Genomic DNA, 14,605 nt, shown 5'->3' with positions numbered 1-14,605 from the left:
CAGGGCAACCTGGCCGAGCGCATCCGCGCCGCCGGCGCCGGCATCGGCGCGTTCTTCTCGCCCACCGGCTACGGCACGCCGCTGGCCGATGGCAAGGAAACCCGCGAAATCAACGGCCGCCAATACGTGCTGGAGTACCCGCTGCACGCCGATTACGCGCTCATCAAGGCCGAGCGCGGCGACCGCTGGGGCAACCTGGTCTACCGCAAGACGGCCCGCAACTTCGGTCCCATCATGGCCAGCGCCGCGCGCGTGGCCGTGGCCCAGGTGCGCGAAGTGGTCGAACTGGGCGAACTGGACCCCGAAACCGTCGTGACCCCCGGCATCTTCGTGAAGCGCGTCGTGCAGATCGACGCCCAACCGGCCGCCAAGGAGCAGCAATGAGCACCAAACTCACCCGCGACCAGATCGCCGCCCGCGTCGCGCAGGACATTCCCGAAGGCGCCTACGTGAACCTCGGCATCGGCCTGCCCACGCTCGTCGCCAACCACCTGCCCGCCGACCGCGAAGTCATCCTCCACACCGAGAACGGCATGCTGGGCATGGGTCCCGCGCCGGCCAAGGGCCAGGAGGACTATGACCTGATCAATGCCGGCAAGCAGCCCGTGACCGAGCTGCCAGGCTGCTCGTTCTTCCATCACGCCGATTCGTTCGCCATGATGCGCGGCGGCCACCTGGACATCTGCGTGCTGGGCGCCTTTCAAGTGTCGCAGCACGGCGACCTGGCCAACTGGCACACGGGCGCGCCCGACGCCATCCCCGCCGTGGGCGGCGCGATGGACCTGGCCATCGGCGCAAAGGACGTGTTCGTGATGATGGAACTGCAGACCCGCGAAGGCCAGAGCAAGCTGGTCGAGGCCTGCACCTACCCGTTGACCGGCGTGCGCTGCGTCTCGCGCGTGTATACGGACGTCGCCGTGTTCGACATCCGCGCCGACGGGGTCACCGTCATCGATATGTTCGGCGACACCACGGCCGACGAGCTGCTGCGCCTCACCGGCCTGCCGCTGAAATTTTCCCGCTGAGTTTTTTGCCGATACGCCGTCCGGGCGCGTGCCTGGGCGGCATCAAGGAGAGTCCATCATGTTGTTCATGGTTCAAATGCAGGTCAATCTTCCCGTCGACATGCCCGCCGACCGCGCCGACAAGCTGAAGGCCGACGAAAAGGCCCTGGCGCAGCAACTGCAGCGCGACGGCAAGTGGAAAAACCTCTGGCGCGTGGCCGGCCGCTACGCCAACGTCAGCATCTTCGACGTGGAAAGCAATGACGAGCTGCACACGCTGCTGTCCTCGCTGCCGCTGTTCCCGTATATGGATATCAACGTCACGGCGCTGGCGCGCCATCCCTCCGCGATCTGACAGGAGCCGTCCATGCCGTACATCATCGAGACCTTCGACAAGCCCGACCACCAGGAAGTCCGCCAGCGGCACCGCGCCGCCCACCTGGCGTTCCTGGATGCCAACAAGGGCCTGCTGCTGGCCTGCGGCGCCAAGCTGCAGGATGACGGCAAGGACGCCGGCGGCGGCCTGTACATCGTTGACCTGGACACGCGCGAAGCCGCGCAGCAGTTCATCGACGCCGACCCGTTCTCCAAGGCCGATCTGTTCGACCGCGTGACCATCACGCGCTGGCGCAAAGCCTACGTCGACGGCACCTGCCACCTGTAATGCCGACACGGCCGCCCCGGACGGCCGTTGCCTTATCCCCTAGGAATTCCCCAATGTCTTACGCCGATCTCAGCCAGGCACGGCTGTATTACGTCATCGATGGCCCCGCCGACGCGCCGGTGCTCGTGCTCTCCAATTCGCTGGGCACCTGCTCCGATATGTGGGCCCGCCAGATTCCCGAACTGAGCAAGCATTTCCGCGTACTGCGCTACGACACCCGCGGCCATGGCAAATCGTCGGTTCCCGAAGGCGAATACAGTTTCGAGCAGCTGGGCAACGACGTCGCGGAGCTGCTCGCGCACCTGAACATCGAACGCGCGCACTTCTGCGGCCTGTCGATGGGCGGCCCCACCGGCTTGTGGCTGGCGCTGGCGCGCCCCGAACTCGTGGGCAAGCTGATCCTGTGCAACACCGCCGCGCGGATCGGATCGGCCGAAGGCTGGAGCGCGCGCATCGCCGCGGTGGCCGAGCAAAAGCTGGAAAACATGGCGCCCACGCTCGTCGAGCGCTGGCTCACCGATGGCTACCGCGCCGCGGAGCCGGGCCTGACCCAGGTGCTGATCGACATGCTGCGCCGCACGCCGGACGCCGGTTACTCGGGCAATTGCGCCGCGCTGCGCGACGCCGATTTCCGCGAGCAGGTGGCCTCCATCACGGCGCCCACGCTGGTCATCAGCAGCACGCACGATCTCGCGGCCACGCCCGCGCAGGGCCGCGAGCTGGCGAACGCCATCCCCGGCGGCCGCTATCTGGAATTGAATACCTCCCACATCTCGAACTGGGAGCAACCGGAAGCCTTCACCCGCGCGGTCGTCGACTTCCTGACGGAGTGATCGCATGCAGCGCTGGAAACACCGGCCCGAAGGCTCCAACTGGGGCGACTTCGGGCCCGACGACCAACTCGGCCGCCTGAATCTCATCACGGAAGAACAGGTCCTGAAGGGAGCCCGCGAAATCCGCGCCGGCAAGACCTTCTGCCTGTCCCTGCCGCTGGACCTGCCCGGCGGCAACGTGCTCAACCCGCGCCGCCATCCGCCGCAGCTGAGCCCCACCCGCCTCGCGGACACGCCCTACCTGAATTTCCCGCTGCGCAACGTCAATCCGGACGCAGTGGACGTACTGAGCGACGACCAGGTGCTGCTGTCCATGCAGTACTCCACCCAATGGGATGCGCTTGCGCACGTGGGCGCGCTGTTCGATGCCGACGGCGACGGCCGCGCCGAGCTGCGCTACTACAACGGCTTCCAGGCCGGCGTGGACATCGTGGGGCCGGCCGACGGCGACCATACCGGCTGCGGCTGCAACAGCGGGGGCCCGTCCGCGGCGCTCAAGCTGGGCGTGGAGAACCTGGCCCAGAAAGGCATGCAGGGACGCGGCGTGCTGGTGGACCTGTTCCGCCACTACGGCCCCGGCCGCACGCTGATCGGCCATGCGGAACTGATGCACGTGCTGGAGACGGACGGCATTAGCGTCGAGCCCGGCGATATGCTGGTGCTGCGCACCGGCTACGCGGAAGCGGTCGTCGCCATGAACGGCAAGCCCGACGCCGAGGTGCTGCACCGCTACGGCGCGGCGCTGGACGGCACCGACGCCGCGCTGCTGCAATGGATCACCGATAGCGGCATTGCCGCCATCTGCGCCGACAACTACGCGGTGGAGGCCTACCCGGCGCGCGAGAAAAGCGGCCTGCGCGCCATGCTTCCCCTGCACCACCATTGCCTGTTCAAGCTGGGCCTGCCCCTGGCCGAACTGTGGTACCTGAAGGACCTGGCCGATTGGCTGCACGCCAATGGCCGCCACCACTTCATGCTGACGGCGCCTCCGCTGCGCCTGCCGCATGCCATCGGCTCGCCCGTGACACCGGTCGCGACGGTGTAGGCCCTAGCCCTTCAGGCAGGTGCTCATGAAGGTCTTGCGCTTGTCGCCGGTCAGCTTCTGCTCGCCGGCCTTCGCGTTGCAGTCCTTCATCTTCTGCTGCTGCGGCGTCAGCTGTTTGGCCGGCGCCGCGGCCTCGCCCTTCAGGCAACTGCTCATGTAGGCCTTGCGCTCATCGCCCTTCTTGCCTTCCGCGGACTTGTTGCAGTCGGCCATGCGCTGCTGTTGCGGCGTGGGCGTCTTGGCGGGAGCGGGCGTGGCGGCGGGGGTCTGGGCTAAAGCTGCCCCGGCGAAGCAGGCGGACAACAGGATGGCAGAAGCCAACTGGCTGGTACGGGAAAGCATGGTTCCTCCCTTGGGCGTCCGCGCGCCTGGAGTCTGGCGCAATGGCGGGCCGCACGATCCGCCGGCCAAATCGCCGGCCCGGTCATCATCGAACAAACCGGACGCCCGCGCAAGATCCCCGAAAGTCAAGAATCGCCAAGGCTTACGCCGCGCTGAAGCGGCGGCGCGAACGCCGCGGCCGCGCCCGGGAAGTCCGCGATTCCGCGATATTCCGATGTCCGCGCCGCATTCGGCGGTAAATTTGCGGCCAAGGCATGCAAGCTGTTACCCATTCATCCGTTTGACCCGTTGTGCCGGCGTCCGGAAAGGGGTGAGATAGGCAGGCCTGCCTACACGGGAGACCGCCATGAAATCCGTTCTTGCTTTCGCCCTGCTCGCCGGCCTGTCTTGCGCCGCCAGCGCGCAAGGCCCGGTCTATGGCGTCACGCTGGGCAACGTCCAGGCCGTGCGGGACGTCAATCAGAACGTGTCGGCCATCACCGGGCTGCTTGCCAACCAGTCCGCCCGCCCCATCAATAGCGTGCTGCTGACCTTCGTGCTGTATGACGAGCAGGGCCGGGAAATCGGCCGCGTGCGCGACGACGTATCCGGCCCGCTGGCGCCAGGCCAGATCAAGCAGATCCGGGCGGTGACGCCCCTGCGGTTCACCCGGGTCACGGCGCTCGACGTCAACGCCCGATAGCGGCGGAAAGAGGCGTTTCCCCCTTGGCGCGGGCCGGCCACAACGCCGCCAGCGCCAACAGCACGGCAATCAGCGCATAGGGCGCGCCCGGATCGGCGTCATAGACCAGCGTGCCGGCTAGCGGCCCGGCGATCATGCCCAGCCCATGCGCCGCCGCGACGGCGCCGGCCGTGGCGCCCTGCTCGTTCGCATTCACGGAATTGGCGGCCAGCGCGGTCACGGAGGGGAACACCCACCCCATGCCCGCCGCCGCGACGAAGTAGCCGGCCCACAGCGATGGTTGCCCCGCCGCGAACAGGACCGAACCGAAGCCGACGGCGGAGACGGCGCATCCGATGCGGATCAGCCGCTCCGGCGTCCAGCCCAGCCGGCGGACCAGCAACTGGGCCAGGATCAGCGCCACGCCGACCACCGTCAAGGCGATGCCGGCGGCGCGCGCCGCGGCCGCCGCATCCAGATGCAGCCGGTCCAGCGCGAAGAAGCCCACCACCACCTGCGCGACGGTAACGCTGAACATGGCCACGAAGGCCACCAGCAAGGGGCGGCGCAGGCGCGCATCGCCGGCCTTGAGGCCGGCCGCATCCGGCGCGGCGTGATGCTCGGCGCGCGGCAGCCAGCGCCACAAGACCCCCAGGGATATCAGGGGCAGCAGCGCCGTCACGAGAAGCGGCAGCGCCAGGCTGTGGACGGCAAGCGTTCCCGCCACGCCCGGCCCGGCGACCATGCCGATGCCGCTGGCGGCTCCCAGCGTCGCCAAGGCGCCCGCCCGCCGCTCCCTCGGCACGTGATCGGCGATCAACGCGGCTCCCGTGGCCGGCACCGCCGCATAGAAGCCTCCGGCCACGCCGCGCAACAGCACCACGCCCGCGAAGGCCAGCCAGACCGGCGGCGGATGGCGCAGGGCAACGATCACGAAAGCGCACAGGGCCGCATAGGACACCACGAAGCCCCCGAGACCCTGCAGAATGATGCGGCGGCGGCCCAGCCTGTCGCTGGCGGCGCCCCAGCGGCGGGCGAACAATGCCCACGCGGCGCCGCCCACCGTCACCGCCAGGCCCGCCTGCCACGGCGCCAGCCCCAGCATCCGCGATATCGGCCCGATCAGCGCCACGAAGGACATCATCGCCAACGTGCACGCGAAGGTCTCGAACATCAGCGGTTTCATGCTGAAAGCACCCGGCGCCCGCACCGGATCGTCGGAGTCGATATTCATGGGAGGCCCGCCATATAAATAATGATAATCATTATCATATATAGCGTATCGCCCGCCCCGCCCATGCCAAAAACCCTCACCGCCTCAGGGTCTAGCCCGGGGAACACCGGGCCAAGTATGGGAAAATTCCGCGTGTCGACTCGATGAAAAGGGGCTTCCAAACGAAGCCCCTTGTTGCGTGTGTCGGCGCGCCAGCATGCCTGGCTCCGCTACGAGGAAGAAAAGATCATGTTTCCAAAAAGACTCTCTGAAGGCTACCAATCATTCCTGCAAGGCCGCTTCCACGCGGAAAGCAGCCGATACCAGAAACTGGCCGAACTGGGGCAAAGCCCGGAAATCCTGATCATCGGATGCTGCGACTCCCGTGTCTCGCCCGAGGTCATCTTCGATGCCGGCCCCGGCGAAATGTTCGTGATCCGCAACGTCGCGAACCTGGTCCCGCCCTGTGATCCCGATTCCGAATCCTCCTACCACGGCACCAGCGCCGCCATCGAATTCGCGGTCAACGGCCTGAACGTCAAGCACATCGTCGTGCTGGGCCACGCCTCCTGCGGCGGCATCCGCTCCTTCTTCGACGACGCCAAGCCCCTCTCCAAGGGCGATTTCATCGGCAAGTGGATGTCGCAGATCGAACCCGTGGCCGAGCGCCTGGGCCCCGCCACCGGCGATCGCCAGGCCAATCTGAAGCGCCTCGAGCTGGCGACGGTGGAGCACAGCCTGAACAACCTGATGACGTTCCCGTCCATCCGCCGCCGCGTGCAGAAGGGCGAGCTGGAGCTGCACGGCACGTATTTCGGCGTGGCCACCGGCGTCCTGTTCCTGCGCGACCCCAAGACCGGCGAATTCAATCCCTGCCTGGAAACCGGCATCGTCAGCTAGGTGCGGCCGGCCAGGTGCGGGCCTCATACCCGGTAGGCCTGCGCCAGCCTTTCGTAATTGTTCTTCAGAATGATGCCCGCGTAGTAGACGTGCTCGCGCATCAGGTCTTCGGCGCGCGCGCCGTCGCGCGCGATGATCGCGCTGACGATGCGGTGATGGTCGTCGTGCGAGCGCAGGATGATCCCGTGGTCCTCCCACAGGATGATGCGGTCCGACGCGTAGGGGATGGCCTGCGCCTGCGTGGCGAAGCGCTTCACCCACGGATTGCCCGCCGCCTCCAGGATGCCGTTGTGCAGCGTGATGTTCACCTTCTGGTAGGGCAGATGGTCTTCGGGCAGCAACTCTCCCTTCGCCAGGATCCGGTCCCCGTCGTCCAGGCAATTCTTCAACACCGCCACCGCATCATGCGATAGCCCGCGCAAGGCGGCCTGCCGGCAGGCCAGCCCCTCCAGCGCGGCGCGCACCTCGTACGCGGCAACGATTTCCCCGATGTCATAGGCGCGGACCGTGTATCCGCGCTTGGGCAGATGCTCGAGCAAACCTTCGTTGCCCAGCGTCGCCAGCGCCGCGCGCACCGGCGTGCGCGACACGCCCAGCTTCTCGGCCAGCGGGATTTCTTCAAGACGGGCGCCAGGGTTGAACTTGCCATGCAGCACCCAGTCCCGCAGCGTATCGGTAACGTGTTGAGATAGCGTATCCATGTCTTCATTGTATACATGAAGAATACTTGCGCGACCTTGTCAAGCGCCCATCCTCTCGCTTTCCCTAGGACCATTGCCCTAAATCAAACGACGTTCAGGGTAAGCCCCTATACCTAGCCGCAACTCATGTATACATAATCGCAAAAAATTAGCGATAGCGGCCCTGCCACCCCCAGGCTTGCGGCGCGCCACCGAGGAGGCAGCATGTCCAATGTATCCACGCCCGCCGGATCCGGCGCGCTCCCCCGTCTCGCCCTGGTGACCGGCGGCGGCGGCGGCATCGGCGCCACCGTCTGCCGGGAACTGGCGCTGGCCGGCTTCCGCGTCGTGGTTTCGGACGTGGATGCCGGGCGCGCCGGCCGCGTAGCGGACGCGCTTGGCGCTCCGCACGCCGCCCATGCCTTCGACGTCAGCGACGAGGCCTCGGTCGAGCGCGCGTTCGACGAAATCGAGGCCCGGCATGGCCCGATCGCGGTCGTGGTCAGCGCGGCCGGCCTGCTGCTGTTCCAGGAGAACGGCGAACGCCCGTTGATCAGGGACACCACGCTGGACATCTGGGAACGCAGCTTCGCCGTCAACGCGCGCGGCGTCTTTCTGTGCGGACGCGCCTATCTGCGACGGCGTGAAGCCGCGCCGGTGGCCCACGGCCGCATCATCACCTTCACGTCGGTGGCCGCGCAGCTCGGCGGCTATCGATCCAGCGCGTCGTACATCGCCGCCAAGTCCGCCGTGCTGGGCCTGACCAAGGCCATGGCGCGCGAATCCGCGCACCTGGGCGTCACCGTCAACGGCATCGCGCCCGGCCTGATCGACACGGACATGCTGCGCAGCACGGTCACCAGCAGCGGCGCGCTCGCCGCAGCAGCCCAGGCGATTCCGCTGGGCCGCATCGGCACCGTTGACGACGTGGCCGCGGCCGTGCGCTTCCTGGCCTCCGAAGCGGCCGGCTACATCACCGGGAGCGTGATCGACGTGAACGGCGGCTACCGCATGCAGTAGGAAATTCCGGCGGCCCGCCCGCCTACGCAGCAAAGCGCCGCACCAATACAGGCGCGCATCCAGAAACGGGAGACAAAGCATGAATCAACGTAGTCGCTACGCGACGGCTGCCGCGCTGTGCGCGTGGGCCCTATCGACAGGCGCGCACGCGCAGCAGGAGCCGGGCGTCACCGACAAGACCATCAGGATCGGCATGTTCGCGCCCCTGTCGGGCAGCGGCATGGCCTATGGCTTCGACGTGGTGAACGCCGCCAAGATGTGGTACGCCAAGGTCAACAAGGAAGGCGGTGTGAACGGCAGGCAGATCGAGCTCGTCATCGAGGACGACCGCTGCAACGCCAACGACCTGGTCGCCGCGGTGAAGAAACTGAATGAACAGGACAAGGTATTCCTGCTCAACGGCGGGTCCTGCTCGGCCGCCGTGGTCGCCTCGCGCGAGTACATCGAACGCGAAAAAGTGCCGCTCGTCATGCTCAACGCCTCGGGCGACGGCGCGCTCTATCCGCCTTCCAAGTACATCTATGGCGCCTTCTCTATCTCGCAGCATGCGGTGGGCGGCTCGATGGTGCAGTTCGCCTCGGAACACCTGAAGGCCAAGAAGATCGGCTACATCAACCACGACGACGCCTACGGCGGCTGGAACCTGGAGGCCGCGCAGTCCCAGGCCAAGCAGCTCGGCGATCCGGTGCTGCAAGTGCAGTCGGTGAATCCGAACATCACCGACGTCACCGCCCCGATGCTGAAGATCCGCGCGGCCAATCCCGACGTGCTGCTGCTCACCACGTATGCCCGCCCCGCCGCGCTCATCATCAAGAAGGCGCAGGAACTGGGCTGGAACAAGCCCATCGTGCTGGCGGTCAACGGCACGGCCGACCTGAAGCAGCTGGTGGAGAACGTGGGCAACAAGGACGCGTTCAGGAATGTGTACATCCAGGATGTGCTGTCCGACCTGCCGGGCGGTCCCAAGCTGACCTGGGTGTACGACATGTATAAGCAGTCCTATCCCGACCTGGCCGCCAAGCCCGGCTACCCGCAGTCGTACATGCCCTATGGCCTGCCGCCCGCCATGGCGGTGGTGAACGCCCTGAAGGCCGCCGGCCCCCAGCCCACGCGCGAGAAGGTGCTGCAGGCGCTGGAAACGATGAAGTTCGACTCCGAGGTGATGGCCGGCCCGATCGAATTCGGCCCCGGCGACCGCGCCGCGCAGGAATCAGCCATCTACATCAAGTTCGACGGCACCAATATGTCGCTGGTGCCCGGCGCATTCAAGAGCACCTGGCAATACCAGAAGTAGAACCGCGGCCCGAAACAGGCCGGGCCCGCGCAGCGGCGCAGCGCTGCGCGGGCGGCCGGAGAACATCATGAGCTTTGCCGATATCTGGTTGTTCCTGCAGCAGGGGGTGCTGTCGGGACTGGTGACGGGCAGCGTGTACGCGCTGCTGGCCGTCGCCGTCGTCATTATTTTCAAGACCACCGACGTGCCCAATTTCGCCCAGGGCGAGATCTTCATGGTCGGCGGCTACATCGCCCTGTTCCTCACGCTGGTAATGGGCTGGCCGTACCTGGCCGTCATTCCGATCACGCTGATCGCGGTCGCCATCGTGTCGGGGCTGTTCCAGCGCGTCGTGATGGAACGCGTCATCGCCTCGAAGGGCGTGGGCGTGCAGATGGTGATCGCCACGCTGGGGCTGGCCTATGCGCTCAAGGGCATCGTGCGCCAGACCGGCCTGGGCGACACGCCGCGCTCGCTGCCGCCGCTGGCGCCCACCGACGCCGTCATCATCGGCGACGCGGTGCTGACCCGGCTGGACATGGTGATCTTCGCCGTCGCAGTAGGCGTGATGCTGCTGCTGTTCTTCATGTTCACCTATACCCGCGTCGGCCGCGCAATGCGAGCCGTCGGCATGAATCCGAAGGCGGCCCGACTGGTCGGCGTGAACCTGGCCCGCATCCGCATGATGGTGTGGGCGCTGTCCGGCCTGATCTCGGCCGTGGCCGCGCTGCTCATCACGCCCAAGATCCTCATCACGCCGGACATCGGCCACATCGCCATCCTGGCCTACGCAGCCGCCATCGTGGGAGGCATCACCAGCCTGCCCGGCGCCGTGGTGGGCGGATTCGTGATCGGCGTGGCCGAAAACCTGGTGGGGCTGTTCATCTCGACCAACGCCATCGTGGTCGCGCCGTTCGTCGCCATCATGGTGGTGCTGCTGCTGCGTCCCCAGGGCCTGTTGGGCGGAAAACTGCAGGTGAAGAAAGTATGAGCAACAAGATCGACCGCATTCTCCTGGCGCTGATGGCCGCCGTTCTCGTGGTCCTGCCCTTCGTGGCCAGCGGCTATGTCATCTATGTCGTCAACCTTCTGATGGTGTTCGTGGTGCTGGCGCTGGGCCTGCACGTGGTCATCGGCGAAACCGGCCAGTTCGCGCTGTCGCACGCCGCCTTCTATGGCGTGGGCATCTATACGGCCGGCCTCATCAACAACCTGTGGCACCCGCCATTCTTCCTCTCCATCGTCGCGGGCGGCCTGCTGGCCGCGGCGCTCGGCTATCTGATCGGCGCGCTGGCGCTGCGCATGCGCGACATCTACCTCGCCCTGTCGACCTTCGCCTTCGGCGAGGCGATGCAGTGGGTATTCCTGAACTGGCAGTCGGTCACCAACGGATCGAACGGCTTCCGGATCTCGCCCGCGACGCTGTTCGGCTACGAGCTGGCGTCGGACCTCAAGGCCTACCCCTTCGTCGTGCTGATCGCCGCGCTCCTGCTGGCCGTGACCATCGCCCTGTCGCGCTCTCAGCTCGGCTCGGCCTTCCGGGCCGTGCGGGAAAGCGACGTCGCGGCGCAGGCCATGGGCGTGAACATCAACGCCATCAAGCGCACGGCCTTCACCATTTCCGCCGCCTATGCCGGCATCGCGGGCGGGATGTACACGACCTTCGCGTCGTTCATCCACCCCGAGAGCCTCGGGTTCCAGACCACCATCCTGATCCTCACGATGGTGGTCGTGGGTGGCATCGGCTCCGTGCGCGGCGCCATCGCCGGCGCGATCGGCTTCGGCCTGATCTCCGAGCTGCTGCGCCAGGCCCTGTCTTTTCAGGAAATCATCTACGGCTTCATCCTGATGGGCTTCATGATGTTCGCGCCGAAAGGCCTGTTCGCCGGCCGCGACAGGCGGCGCCGCGCGCCCTCGCCCACGACGCCGCGCCGCGACGCCGACGCCGACGCCGACGCCGCCAAACCGACCCAAAGGAGCGCGGCATGAGCGCCCATCCCTATCTGGACGTCCAAGGGCTGACCGTGAAGTTCGGCGGACTTACCGCCATCAACGGCCTGTCCATGCAGGTGGAGCGCGGCCGCATCCACGCGCTGATCGGGCCCAACGGCGCCGGCAAGTCCACGACCTTCAACTGCATTTCGCGCTACTACCGTCCGAGCAGCGGCAGCATCCGCTTCGACGGCGCCGACATCACGAGGAAAAAGCCGCATGAAATGGCGGCCTTGGGCGTGGCGCGCACCTTCCAGAACCTGGAACTTTTCGGCGCGCTCAGCGTGCGCGAAAACGCCTTGCTCGGCACCTACGCCCACGGCGCGGACGCGCCGGGCAAGCTGCTGCGCCCGGCGGCGGCCGAAACGCGCGAACGCGTCGAGCACCTGCTGGAACGCGTGGGCCTGGCCGACTTCCTGGACACCCCGGCATGCAGCCTGGACTTCGGCCGCCAGAAAATGCTGGAACTGGCGCGCGCGCTGGCCATTTCTCCCAAGCTGTTGCTGCTGGACGAGCCCGCGGCCGGCCTGCGCAACCGTGAAATCGAGACGCTCGACCGGCTGCTGACGGAACTGTGCGAGCGAGACGGCATAACCGTGCTGCTGGTGGAGCACGTCATGCAATTGGTGATGTCGATCTCGGATCGCATCACCGTCATGTCCTTCGGCGAAAAGATCGCCGAGGGCACGCCCGCGGAGGTGCGCAGCAATCCCCGCGTGATCGAGGCCTATCTGGGCAAGGGAGCCGCCGGTGGCTGAAATTCTGCTTGAAGTCGACGCGGTATCTGCCGCCTACGGCAACATACGCGCCCTGCAGGACGTATCGCTGAAGGTTCCGCAAGGCGCGATCGTCGCGCTGCTGGGCGCCAATGGCGCGGGCAAGTCCACCACCCTGAACGTCGTTTCGCGGCTCGTCGCCGCTACCGCGGGCAGCGTCCGCTTCGCCGGCGAGGCCATCCACCGCCTGCCGGCGGACGCGGTCGTGGGCCGCGGCATCGTCCAGGTTCCGGAGGGCCGCGAGATCTTCCGCGAGATGAGCGTGCGCGAGAATCTCGAAATGGGCGCATACCTGCGCCACGACCGCGCTGCGGTCAGGCAGGACCTGGACATGGTCTGCGATACCTTCCCCCGCCTGCGCGAACGCTTCGAACAACGGGCCGCCACGCTCTCGGGCGGCGAACAGCAGATGCTGGCCACGGGCCGCGCCATGATGGCCCGTCCGCGGATGATCCTGCTGGACGAACCCTCGATGGGATTGTCGCCGCTGGTGGTCGAACAGATCTTCGACATCGTGTTGCGGCTCAACCGCGAACAGGGCATCACCATCCTCCTGGTGGAGCAGAACGTGAAGCTGGCGCTGTCGGTATCCAGCTATGCCTACATCCTGGAGAACGGCGAGATCGCGCTGGAGGGGGAATCCTCCGCGCTCGCCAGCGACGAAGGCGTGCAGCGCGCCTATCTCGGCGCCTAGCGCCACAAGGAAAAGCCATGATTCCGATGCAAGACAAGCGGGTCCTCGTCACGGGCGCCGGACGCGGCCTGGGCGCCACGATCGCGCAAGGCTTCGCCCGGCAGGGCGCCATGGTCATCGTTGCCGACGTGGACGCGGCGCTGGCCGCCAGCTCCGCGCTGGCCATCCGCGCCGCGGGAGGCCGGGCCAGCGACGCCGTGCTGGACGTGACCGACGCGCAGGCGGTGCGCGCCTTCGCCGCGGAATGCGCGGAGCGCCACGGCAATCTGGATGTGCTGGTCAACAACGCGGGCATCTCCGCGCGCGCGCCTTTCGACGATCCGCGCACGCCCGAGATCTGGGACCGCGTCATGCAGGTGAACCTGCAGGGCACTTTCAACGTCACCCATGCCTTCGTCGAACAGCTCAAGGCCACGCGGGGCGCCATCGTCAACCTGTGCTCCATCGTGGCCTATGGCTGCAGCATCTCCACCGCGGGCTACGTAGTGTCCAAGGGCGGCGTGCGCTCGTTCACGGAAGTGCTGGCGCGCGACCTGGCGCCTCACGGCGTGCGTGTGAACGCGGTGGCGCCGGGCTTGATGGAAACCGAGATGACCGCGGGCCAGCGCGCGCAGGCCCACGGCACCGACTGGTACATGCAGCGGGCGCCCATGGCGCGCGCGGGCCGGGCCGACGAAATCGTCGGCCCCGTGCTTTTCCTGGCCTCGGACCTGGCCAGCTATGTGAATGGCGTGGTGCTGCCCGTGGACGGCGGCTACCTCGCCGTATAAGGAGAGACCATGGATCTGGGTACGGCACTGGTCACCGGCGGCGCAAGCGGCATGGGGCTGGCTATCGTCGAGCGCCTGGCGCAGGACGGCTTCCGCGTCGTCATGGCGGACCGCAACGCGGAACTGGCGGAACGGGAATCGCGCGCGCTGCGGCTGCAGGGGCTGGCGGTGGAGCACCGCGTCGTCGACCTGGCGGACGAAGCGGCCACGCGCGCGCTGGTTCGCGAGCTTGGCGCCTTGAGCGCGCTGGTCAACAACGCGGGCGTGTTCGACGAACGCAGATTCTTCGACGTCGACAGCGGCGATTACCGCCGCGCCTTCGAGATCAACCTGCTGGCGGTGGCGACGCTCACGCAGGAAGCCGCGCTGCGCATGGCGCCGGGCGCCAAGATCGTGAACATCGCATCGCGCGCCTATCTGGGCGCGAAGAATCACCCCCATTACGTCGCCTCGAAAGCGGCGCTGGTGGGCTATACGCGCGCATCGGCCATGGAACTGGCGCCGCGCGGAATCCTGGTCAACGCCATCGCCCCCGGGCTCATCGACACGCCGCTGCTGCGCAACCTGACGCCCGAGCGCCTGGCCGCGCAACTGGCCCTGCAGCCCACCGGCCGCGCGGGCCAGCCGGGCGACGTCGCCAATGCCGTGTCCTTCCTGGCCGCGCCGCACATGGACTTCATCACCGGCCAGGTCATCTTCGTGGACGGCGGCAAGTCGCTGGGCGGATCGGGAGCATAA

Annotated in this window: 19 protein-coding genes; 16 read left to right on the top strand and 3 right to left on the bottom strand. The window is 67.1% G+C overall.

The features are described from left to right. From ACN6PJ_RS28125 to ACN6PJ_RS28100, 6 genes are all read left to right on the top strand, one after another. Nucleotides 1-384: 3-oxoacid CoA-transferase subunit A (locus tag ACN6PJ_RS28125; protein ID WP_427999033.1), on the top strand; the 384-nt coding region annotated here is incomplete at its 5' end. After that, a complete protein-coding gene (locus ACN6PJ_RS28120) occupies nucleotides 381-1,025 on the top strand; it encodes a 3-oxoacid CoA-transferase subunit B (protein ID WP_043546700.1) in 645 nt (214 codons plus the stop codon). The genes ACN6PJ_RS28125 and ACN6PJ_RS28120, both read left to right, overlap by 4 nt. A gap of 58 nt (nucleotides 1,026-1,083) precedes the next feature. Further along, nucleotides 1,084-1,359, top strand: a complete 276-nt coding sequence (catC, locus tag ACN6PJ_RS28115) for a muconolactone Delta-isomerase (RefSeq protein WP_043546701.1) — start codon at nucleotides 1,084-1,086, stop codon at nucleotides 1,357-1,359. Nucleotides 1,360-1,371: 12 nt separating this feature from the next. Next, nucleotides 1,372-1,668 (top strand): YciI family protein, encoded by a 297-nt coding sequence (locus tag ACN6PJ_RS28110; RefSeq protein ID WP_427999032.1) that lies wholly within the window; start codon nucleotides 1,372-1,374, stop codon nucleotides 1,666-1,668. A gap of 53 nt (nucleotides 1,669-1,721) precedes the next feature. Then, on the top strand, nucleotides 1,722-2,501 hold the full coding sequence (gene pcaD / locus ACN6PJ_RS28105; protein ID WP_427999031.1) for a 3-oxoadipate enol-lactonase: 780 nt from the start codon (nucleotides 1,722-1,724) through the stop codon (nucleotides 2,499-2,501). A 4-nt stretch (nucleotides 2,502-2,505) separates the two neighbouring features. Then, the gene (locus ACN6PJ_RS28100; protein WP_427999030.1) at nucleotides 2,506-3,546 is read left to right on the top strand and encodes a cyclase family protein; all 1,041 of its coding nucleotides are present in this window, start codon (nucleotides 2,506-2,508) and stop codon (nucleotides 3,544-3,546) included. Nucleotides 3,547-3,549: 3 nt separating this feature from the next. Here ACN6PJ_RS28100 and ACN6PJ_RS28095 read toward each other — a convergent pair whose 3' ends face one another. After that, the gene (locus ACN6PJ_RS28095; RefSeq protein ID WP_427999029.1) at nucleotides 3,550-3,888 is read right to left on the bottom strand and encodes a PsiF family protein; all 339 of its coding nucleotides are present in this window, start codon (nucleotides 3,886-3,888) and stop codon (nucleotides 3,550-3,552) included. A gap of 346 nt (nucleotides 3,889-4,234) precedes the next feature. Here ACN6PJ_RS28095 and ACN6PJ_RS28090 point away from each other — a divergent pair, with 346 nt between their 5' ends. After that, nucleotides 4,235-4,570 carry an FxLYD domain-containing protein gene (locus ACN6PJ_RS28090; protein WP_427999028.1) on the top strand — a complete coding sequence of 112 codons (336 nt, stop codon included), beginning with the start codon at nucleotides 4,235-4,237 and terminating at the stop codon, nucleotides 4,568-4,570. Here ACN6PJ_RS28090 and ACN6PJ_RS28085 read toward each other — a convergent pair. Then, a complete protein-coding gene (locus tag ACN6PJ_RS28085) occupies nucleotides 4,557-5,783 on the bottom strand; it encodes an MFS transporter (protein ID WP_427999027.1) in 1,227 nt (408 codons plus the stop codon). The genes ACN6PJ_RS28090 and ACN6PJ_RS28085 overlap by 14 nt on opposite strands. A 228-nt stretch (nucleotides 5,784-6,011) precedes the next feature. Between ACN6PJ_RS28085 and ACN6PJ_RS28080 the strand changes: the two genes are divergently transcribed. Then, entirely contained in the window at nucleotides 6,012-6,662 is a 651-nt protein-coding gene (locus ACN6PJ_RS28080; RefSeq protein WP_427999026.1) for a carbonic anhydrase, read from the top strand. 23 nt (nucleotides 6,663-6,685) lie between these two features. On the opposite strand, the gene ACN6PJ_RS28075 is transcribed toward ACN6PJ_RS28080, so the two are convergent. Beyond that, complete coding sequence (locus ACN6PJ_RS28075) at nucleotides 6,686-7,363, bottom strand: GntR family transcriptional regulator (RefSeq protein WP_043546707.1); 678 nt, start codon at nucleotides 7,361-7,363, stop codon at nucleotides 6,686-6,688. A gap of 204 nt (nucleotides 7,364-7,567) precedes the next feature. Here ACN6PJ_RS28075 and ACN6PJ_RS28070 point away from each other — a divergent pair, with 204 nt between their 5' ends. The 8 genes from ACN6PJ_RS28070 to ACN6PJ_RS28035 all read left to right on the top strand — a co-directional run bounded on the left by ACN6PJ_RS28070 (nucleotide 7,568) and on the right by ACN6PJ_RS28035 (nucleotide 14,605). Continuing rightward, nucleotides 7,568-8,362 (top strand): SDR family NAD(P)-dependent oxidoreductase, encoded by a 795-nt coding sequence (locus ACN6PJ_RS28070; protein WP_427999024.1) that lies wholly within the window; start codon nucleotides 7,568-7,570, stop codon nucleotides 8,360-8,362. A 79-nt stretch (nucleotides 8,363-8,441) separates the two neighbouring features. Beyond that, nucleotides 8,442-9,656: an ABC transporter substrate-binding protein gene (locus ACN6PJ_RS28065; RefSeq protein WP_427999023.1), complete on the top strand. Its 1,215-nt coding sequence runs from the start codon at nucleotides 8,442-8,444 to the stop codon at nucleotides 9,654-9,656. A gap of 67 nt (nucleotides 9,657-9,723) precedes the next feature. Next, a complete protein-coding gene (locus ACN6PJ_RS28060; RefSeq protein WP_427999022.1) occupies nucleotides 9,724-10,626 on the top strand; it encodes a branched-chain amino acid ABC transporter permease in 903 nt (300 codons plus the stop codon). Beyond that, a complete protein-coding gene (locus ACN6PJ_RS28055; RefSeq protein ID WP_427999021.1) occupies nucleotides 10,623-11,624 on the top strand; it encodes a branched-chain amino acid ABC transporter permease in 1,002 nt (333 codons plus the stop codon). Before ACN6PJ_RS28060 ends, ACN6PJ_RS28055 begins: the two co-directional genes overlap by 4 nt. Beyond that, nucleotides 11,621-12,385, top strand: a complete 765-nt coding sequence (locus ACN6PJ_RS28050; RefSeq protein ID WP_427999020.1) for an ABC transporter ATP-binding protein — start codon at nucleotides 11,621-11,623, stop codon at nucleotides 12,383-12,385. The genes ACN6PJ_RS28055 and ACN6PJ_RS28050 overlap by 4 nt, the downstream gene beginning before the upstream one ends. Next, nucleotides 12,378-13,097 carry an ABC transporter ATP-binding protein gene (locus ACN6PJ_RS28045; RefSeq protein ID WP_427999019.1) on the top strand — a complete coding sequence of 240 codons (720 nt, stop codon included), beginning with the start codon at nucleotides 12,378-12,380 and terminating at the stop codon, nucleotides 13,095-13,097. The genes ACN6PJ_RS28050 and ACN6PJ_RS28045 overlap by 8 nt, the downstream gene beginning before the upstream one ends. A gap of 17 nt (nucleotides 13,098-13,114) precedes the next feature. After that, the gene (locus ACN6PJ_RS28040; RefSeq protein WP_427999018.1) at nucleotides 13,115-13,867 is read left to right on the top strand and encodes an SDR family NAD(P)-dependent oxidoreductase; all 753 of its coding nucleotides are present in this window, start codon (nucleotides 13,115-13,117) and stop codon (nucleotides 13,865-13,867) included. Nucleotides 13,868-13,876: 9 nt separating this feature from the next. After that, nucleotides 13,877-14,605 carry an SDR family NAD(P)-dependent oxidoreductase gene (locus tag ACN6PJ_RS28035; RefSeq protein WP_427999017.1) on the top strand — a complete coding sequence of 243 codons (729 nt, stop codon included), beginning with the start codon at nucleotides 13,877-13,879 and terminating at the stop codon, nucleotides 14,603-14,605.

Origin of the sequence: Achromobacter sp. (assembly GCF_050285585.1) — a bacterium.
Taxonomy (GTDB): domain Bacteria; phylum Pseudomonadota; class Gammaproteobacteria; order Burkholderiales; family Burkholderiaceae_B; genus Achromobacter.
Note: the sequence above shows the minus strand (reverse complement) of the source record. Positions and strands in the feature narration are given on the sequence as shown.

Bases quoted from the DNA above. Each gene is read 5' to 3' on its own strand.
- ACN6PJ_RS28120 (WP_043546700.1), top strand. From the start codon at position 381: ATGAGCACCAAACTCACCCGCGACCAGATCGCCGCCCGCGTCGCGCAG.
- catC (WP_043546701.1), top strand. From the start codon at position 1,084: ATGTTGTTCATGGTTCAAATGCAGGTCAATCTTCCCGTCGACATGCCC.
- ACN6PJ_RS28110 (WP_427999032.1), top strand. From the start codon at position 1,372: ATGCCGTACATCATCGAGACCTTCGACAAGCCCGACCACCAGGAAGTC.
- pcaD (WP_427999031.1), top strand. From the start codon at position 1,722: ATGTCTTACGCCGATCTCAGCCAGGCACGGCTGTATTACGTCATCGAT.
- ACN6PJ_RS28100 (WP_427999030.1), top strand. From the start codon at position 2,506: ATGCAGCGCTGGAAACACCGGCCCGAAGGCTCCAACTGGGGCGACTTC.
- ACN6PJ_RS28095 (WP_427999029.1), bottom strand. From the start codon at position 3,888: ATGCTTTCCCGTACCAGCCAGTTGGCTTCTGCCATCCTGTTGTCCGCC.
- ACN6PJ_RS28090 (WP_427999028.1), top strand. From the start codon at position 4,235: ATGAAATCCGTTCTTGCTTTCGCCCTGCTCGCCGGCCTGTCTTGCGCC.
- ACN6PJ_RS28085 (WP_427999027.1), bottom strand. From the start codon at position 5,783: ATGAATATCGACTCCGACGATCCGGTGCGGGCGCCGGGTGCTTTCAGC.
- ACN6PJ_RS28080 (WP_427999026.1), top strand. From the start codon at position 6,012: ATGTTTCCAAAAAGACTCTCTGAAGGCTACCAATCATTCCTGCAAGGC.
- ACN6PJ_RS28075 (WP_043546707.1), bottom strand. From the start codon at position 7,363: ATGGATACGCTATCTCAACACGTTACCGATACGCTGCGGGACTGGGTG.
- ACN6PJ_RS28070 (WP_427999024.1), top strand. From the start codon at position 7,568: ATGTCCAATGTATCCACGCCCGCCGGATCCGGCGCGCTCCCCCGTCTC.
- ACN6PJ_RS28065 (WP_427999023.1), top strand. From the start codon at position 8,442: ATGAATCAACGTAGTCGCTACGCGACGGCTGCCGCGCTGTGCGCGTGG.
- ACN6PJ_RS28060 (WP_427999022.1), top strand. From the start codon at position 9,724: ATGAGCTTTGCCGATATCTGGTTGTTCCTGCAGCAGGGGGTGCTGTCG.
- ACN6PJ_RS28055 (WP_427999021.1), top strand. From the start codon at position 10,623: ATGAGCAACAAGATCGACCGCATTCTCCTGGCGCTGATGGCCGCCGTT.
- ACN6PJ_RS28050 (WP_427999020.1), top strand. From the start codon at position 11,621: ATGAGCGCCCATCCCTATCTGGACGTCCAAGGGCTGACCGTGAAGTTC.
- ACN6PJ_RS28040 (WP_427999018.1), top strand. From the start codon at position 13,115: ATGATTCCGATGCAAGACAAGCGGGTCCTCGTCACGGGCGCCGGACGC.
- ACN6PJ_RS28035 (WP_427999017.1), top strand. From the start codon at position 13,877: ATGGATCTGGGTACGGCACTGGTCACCGGCGGCGCAAGCGGCATGGGG.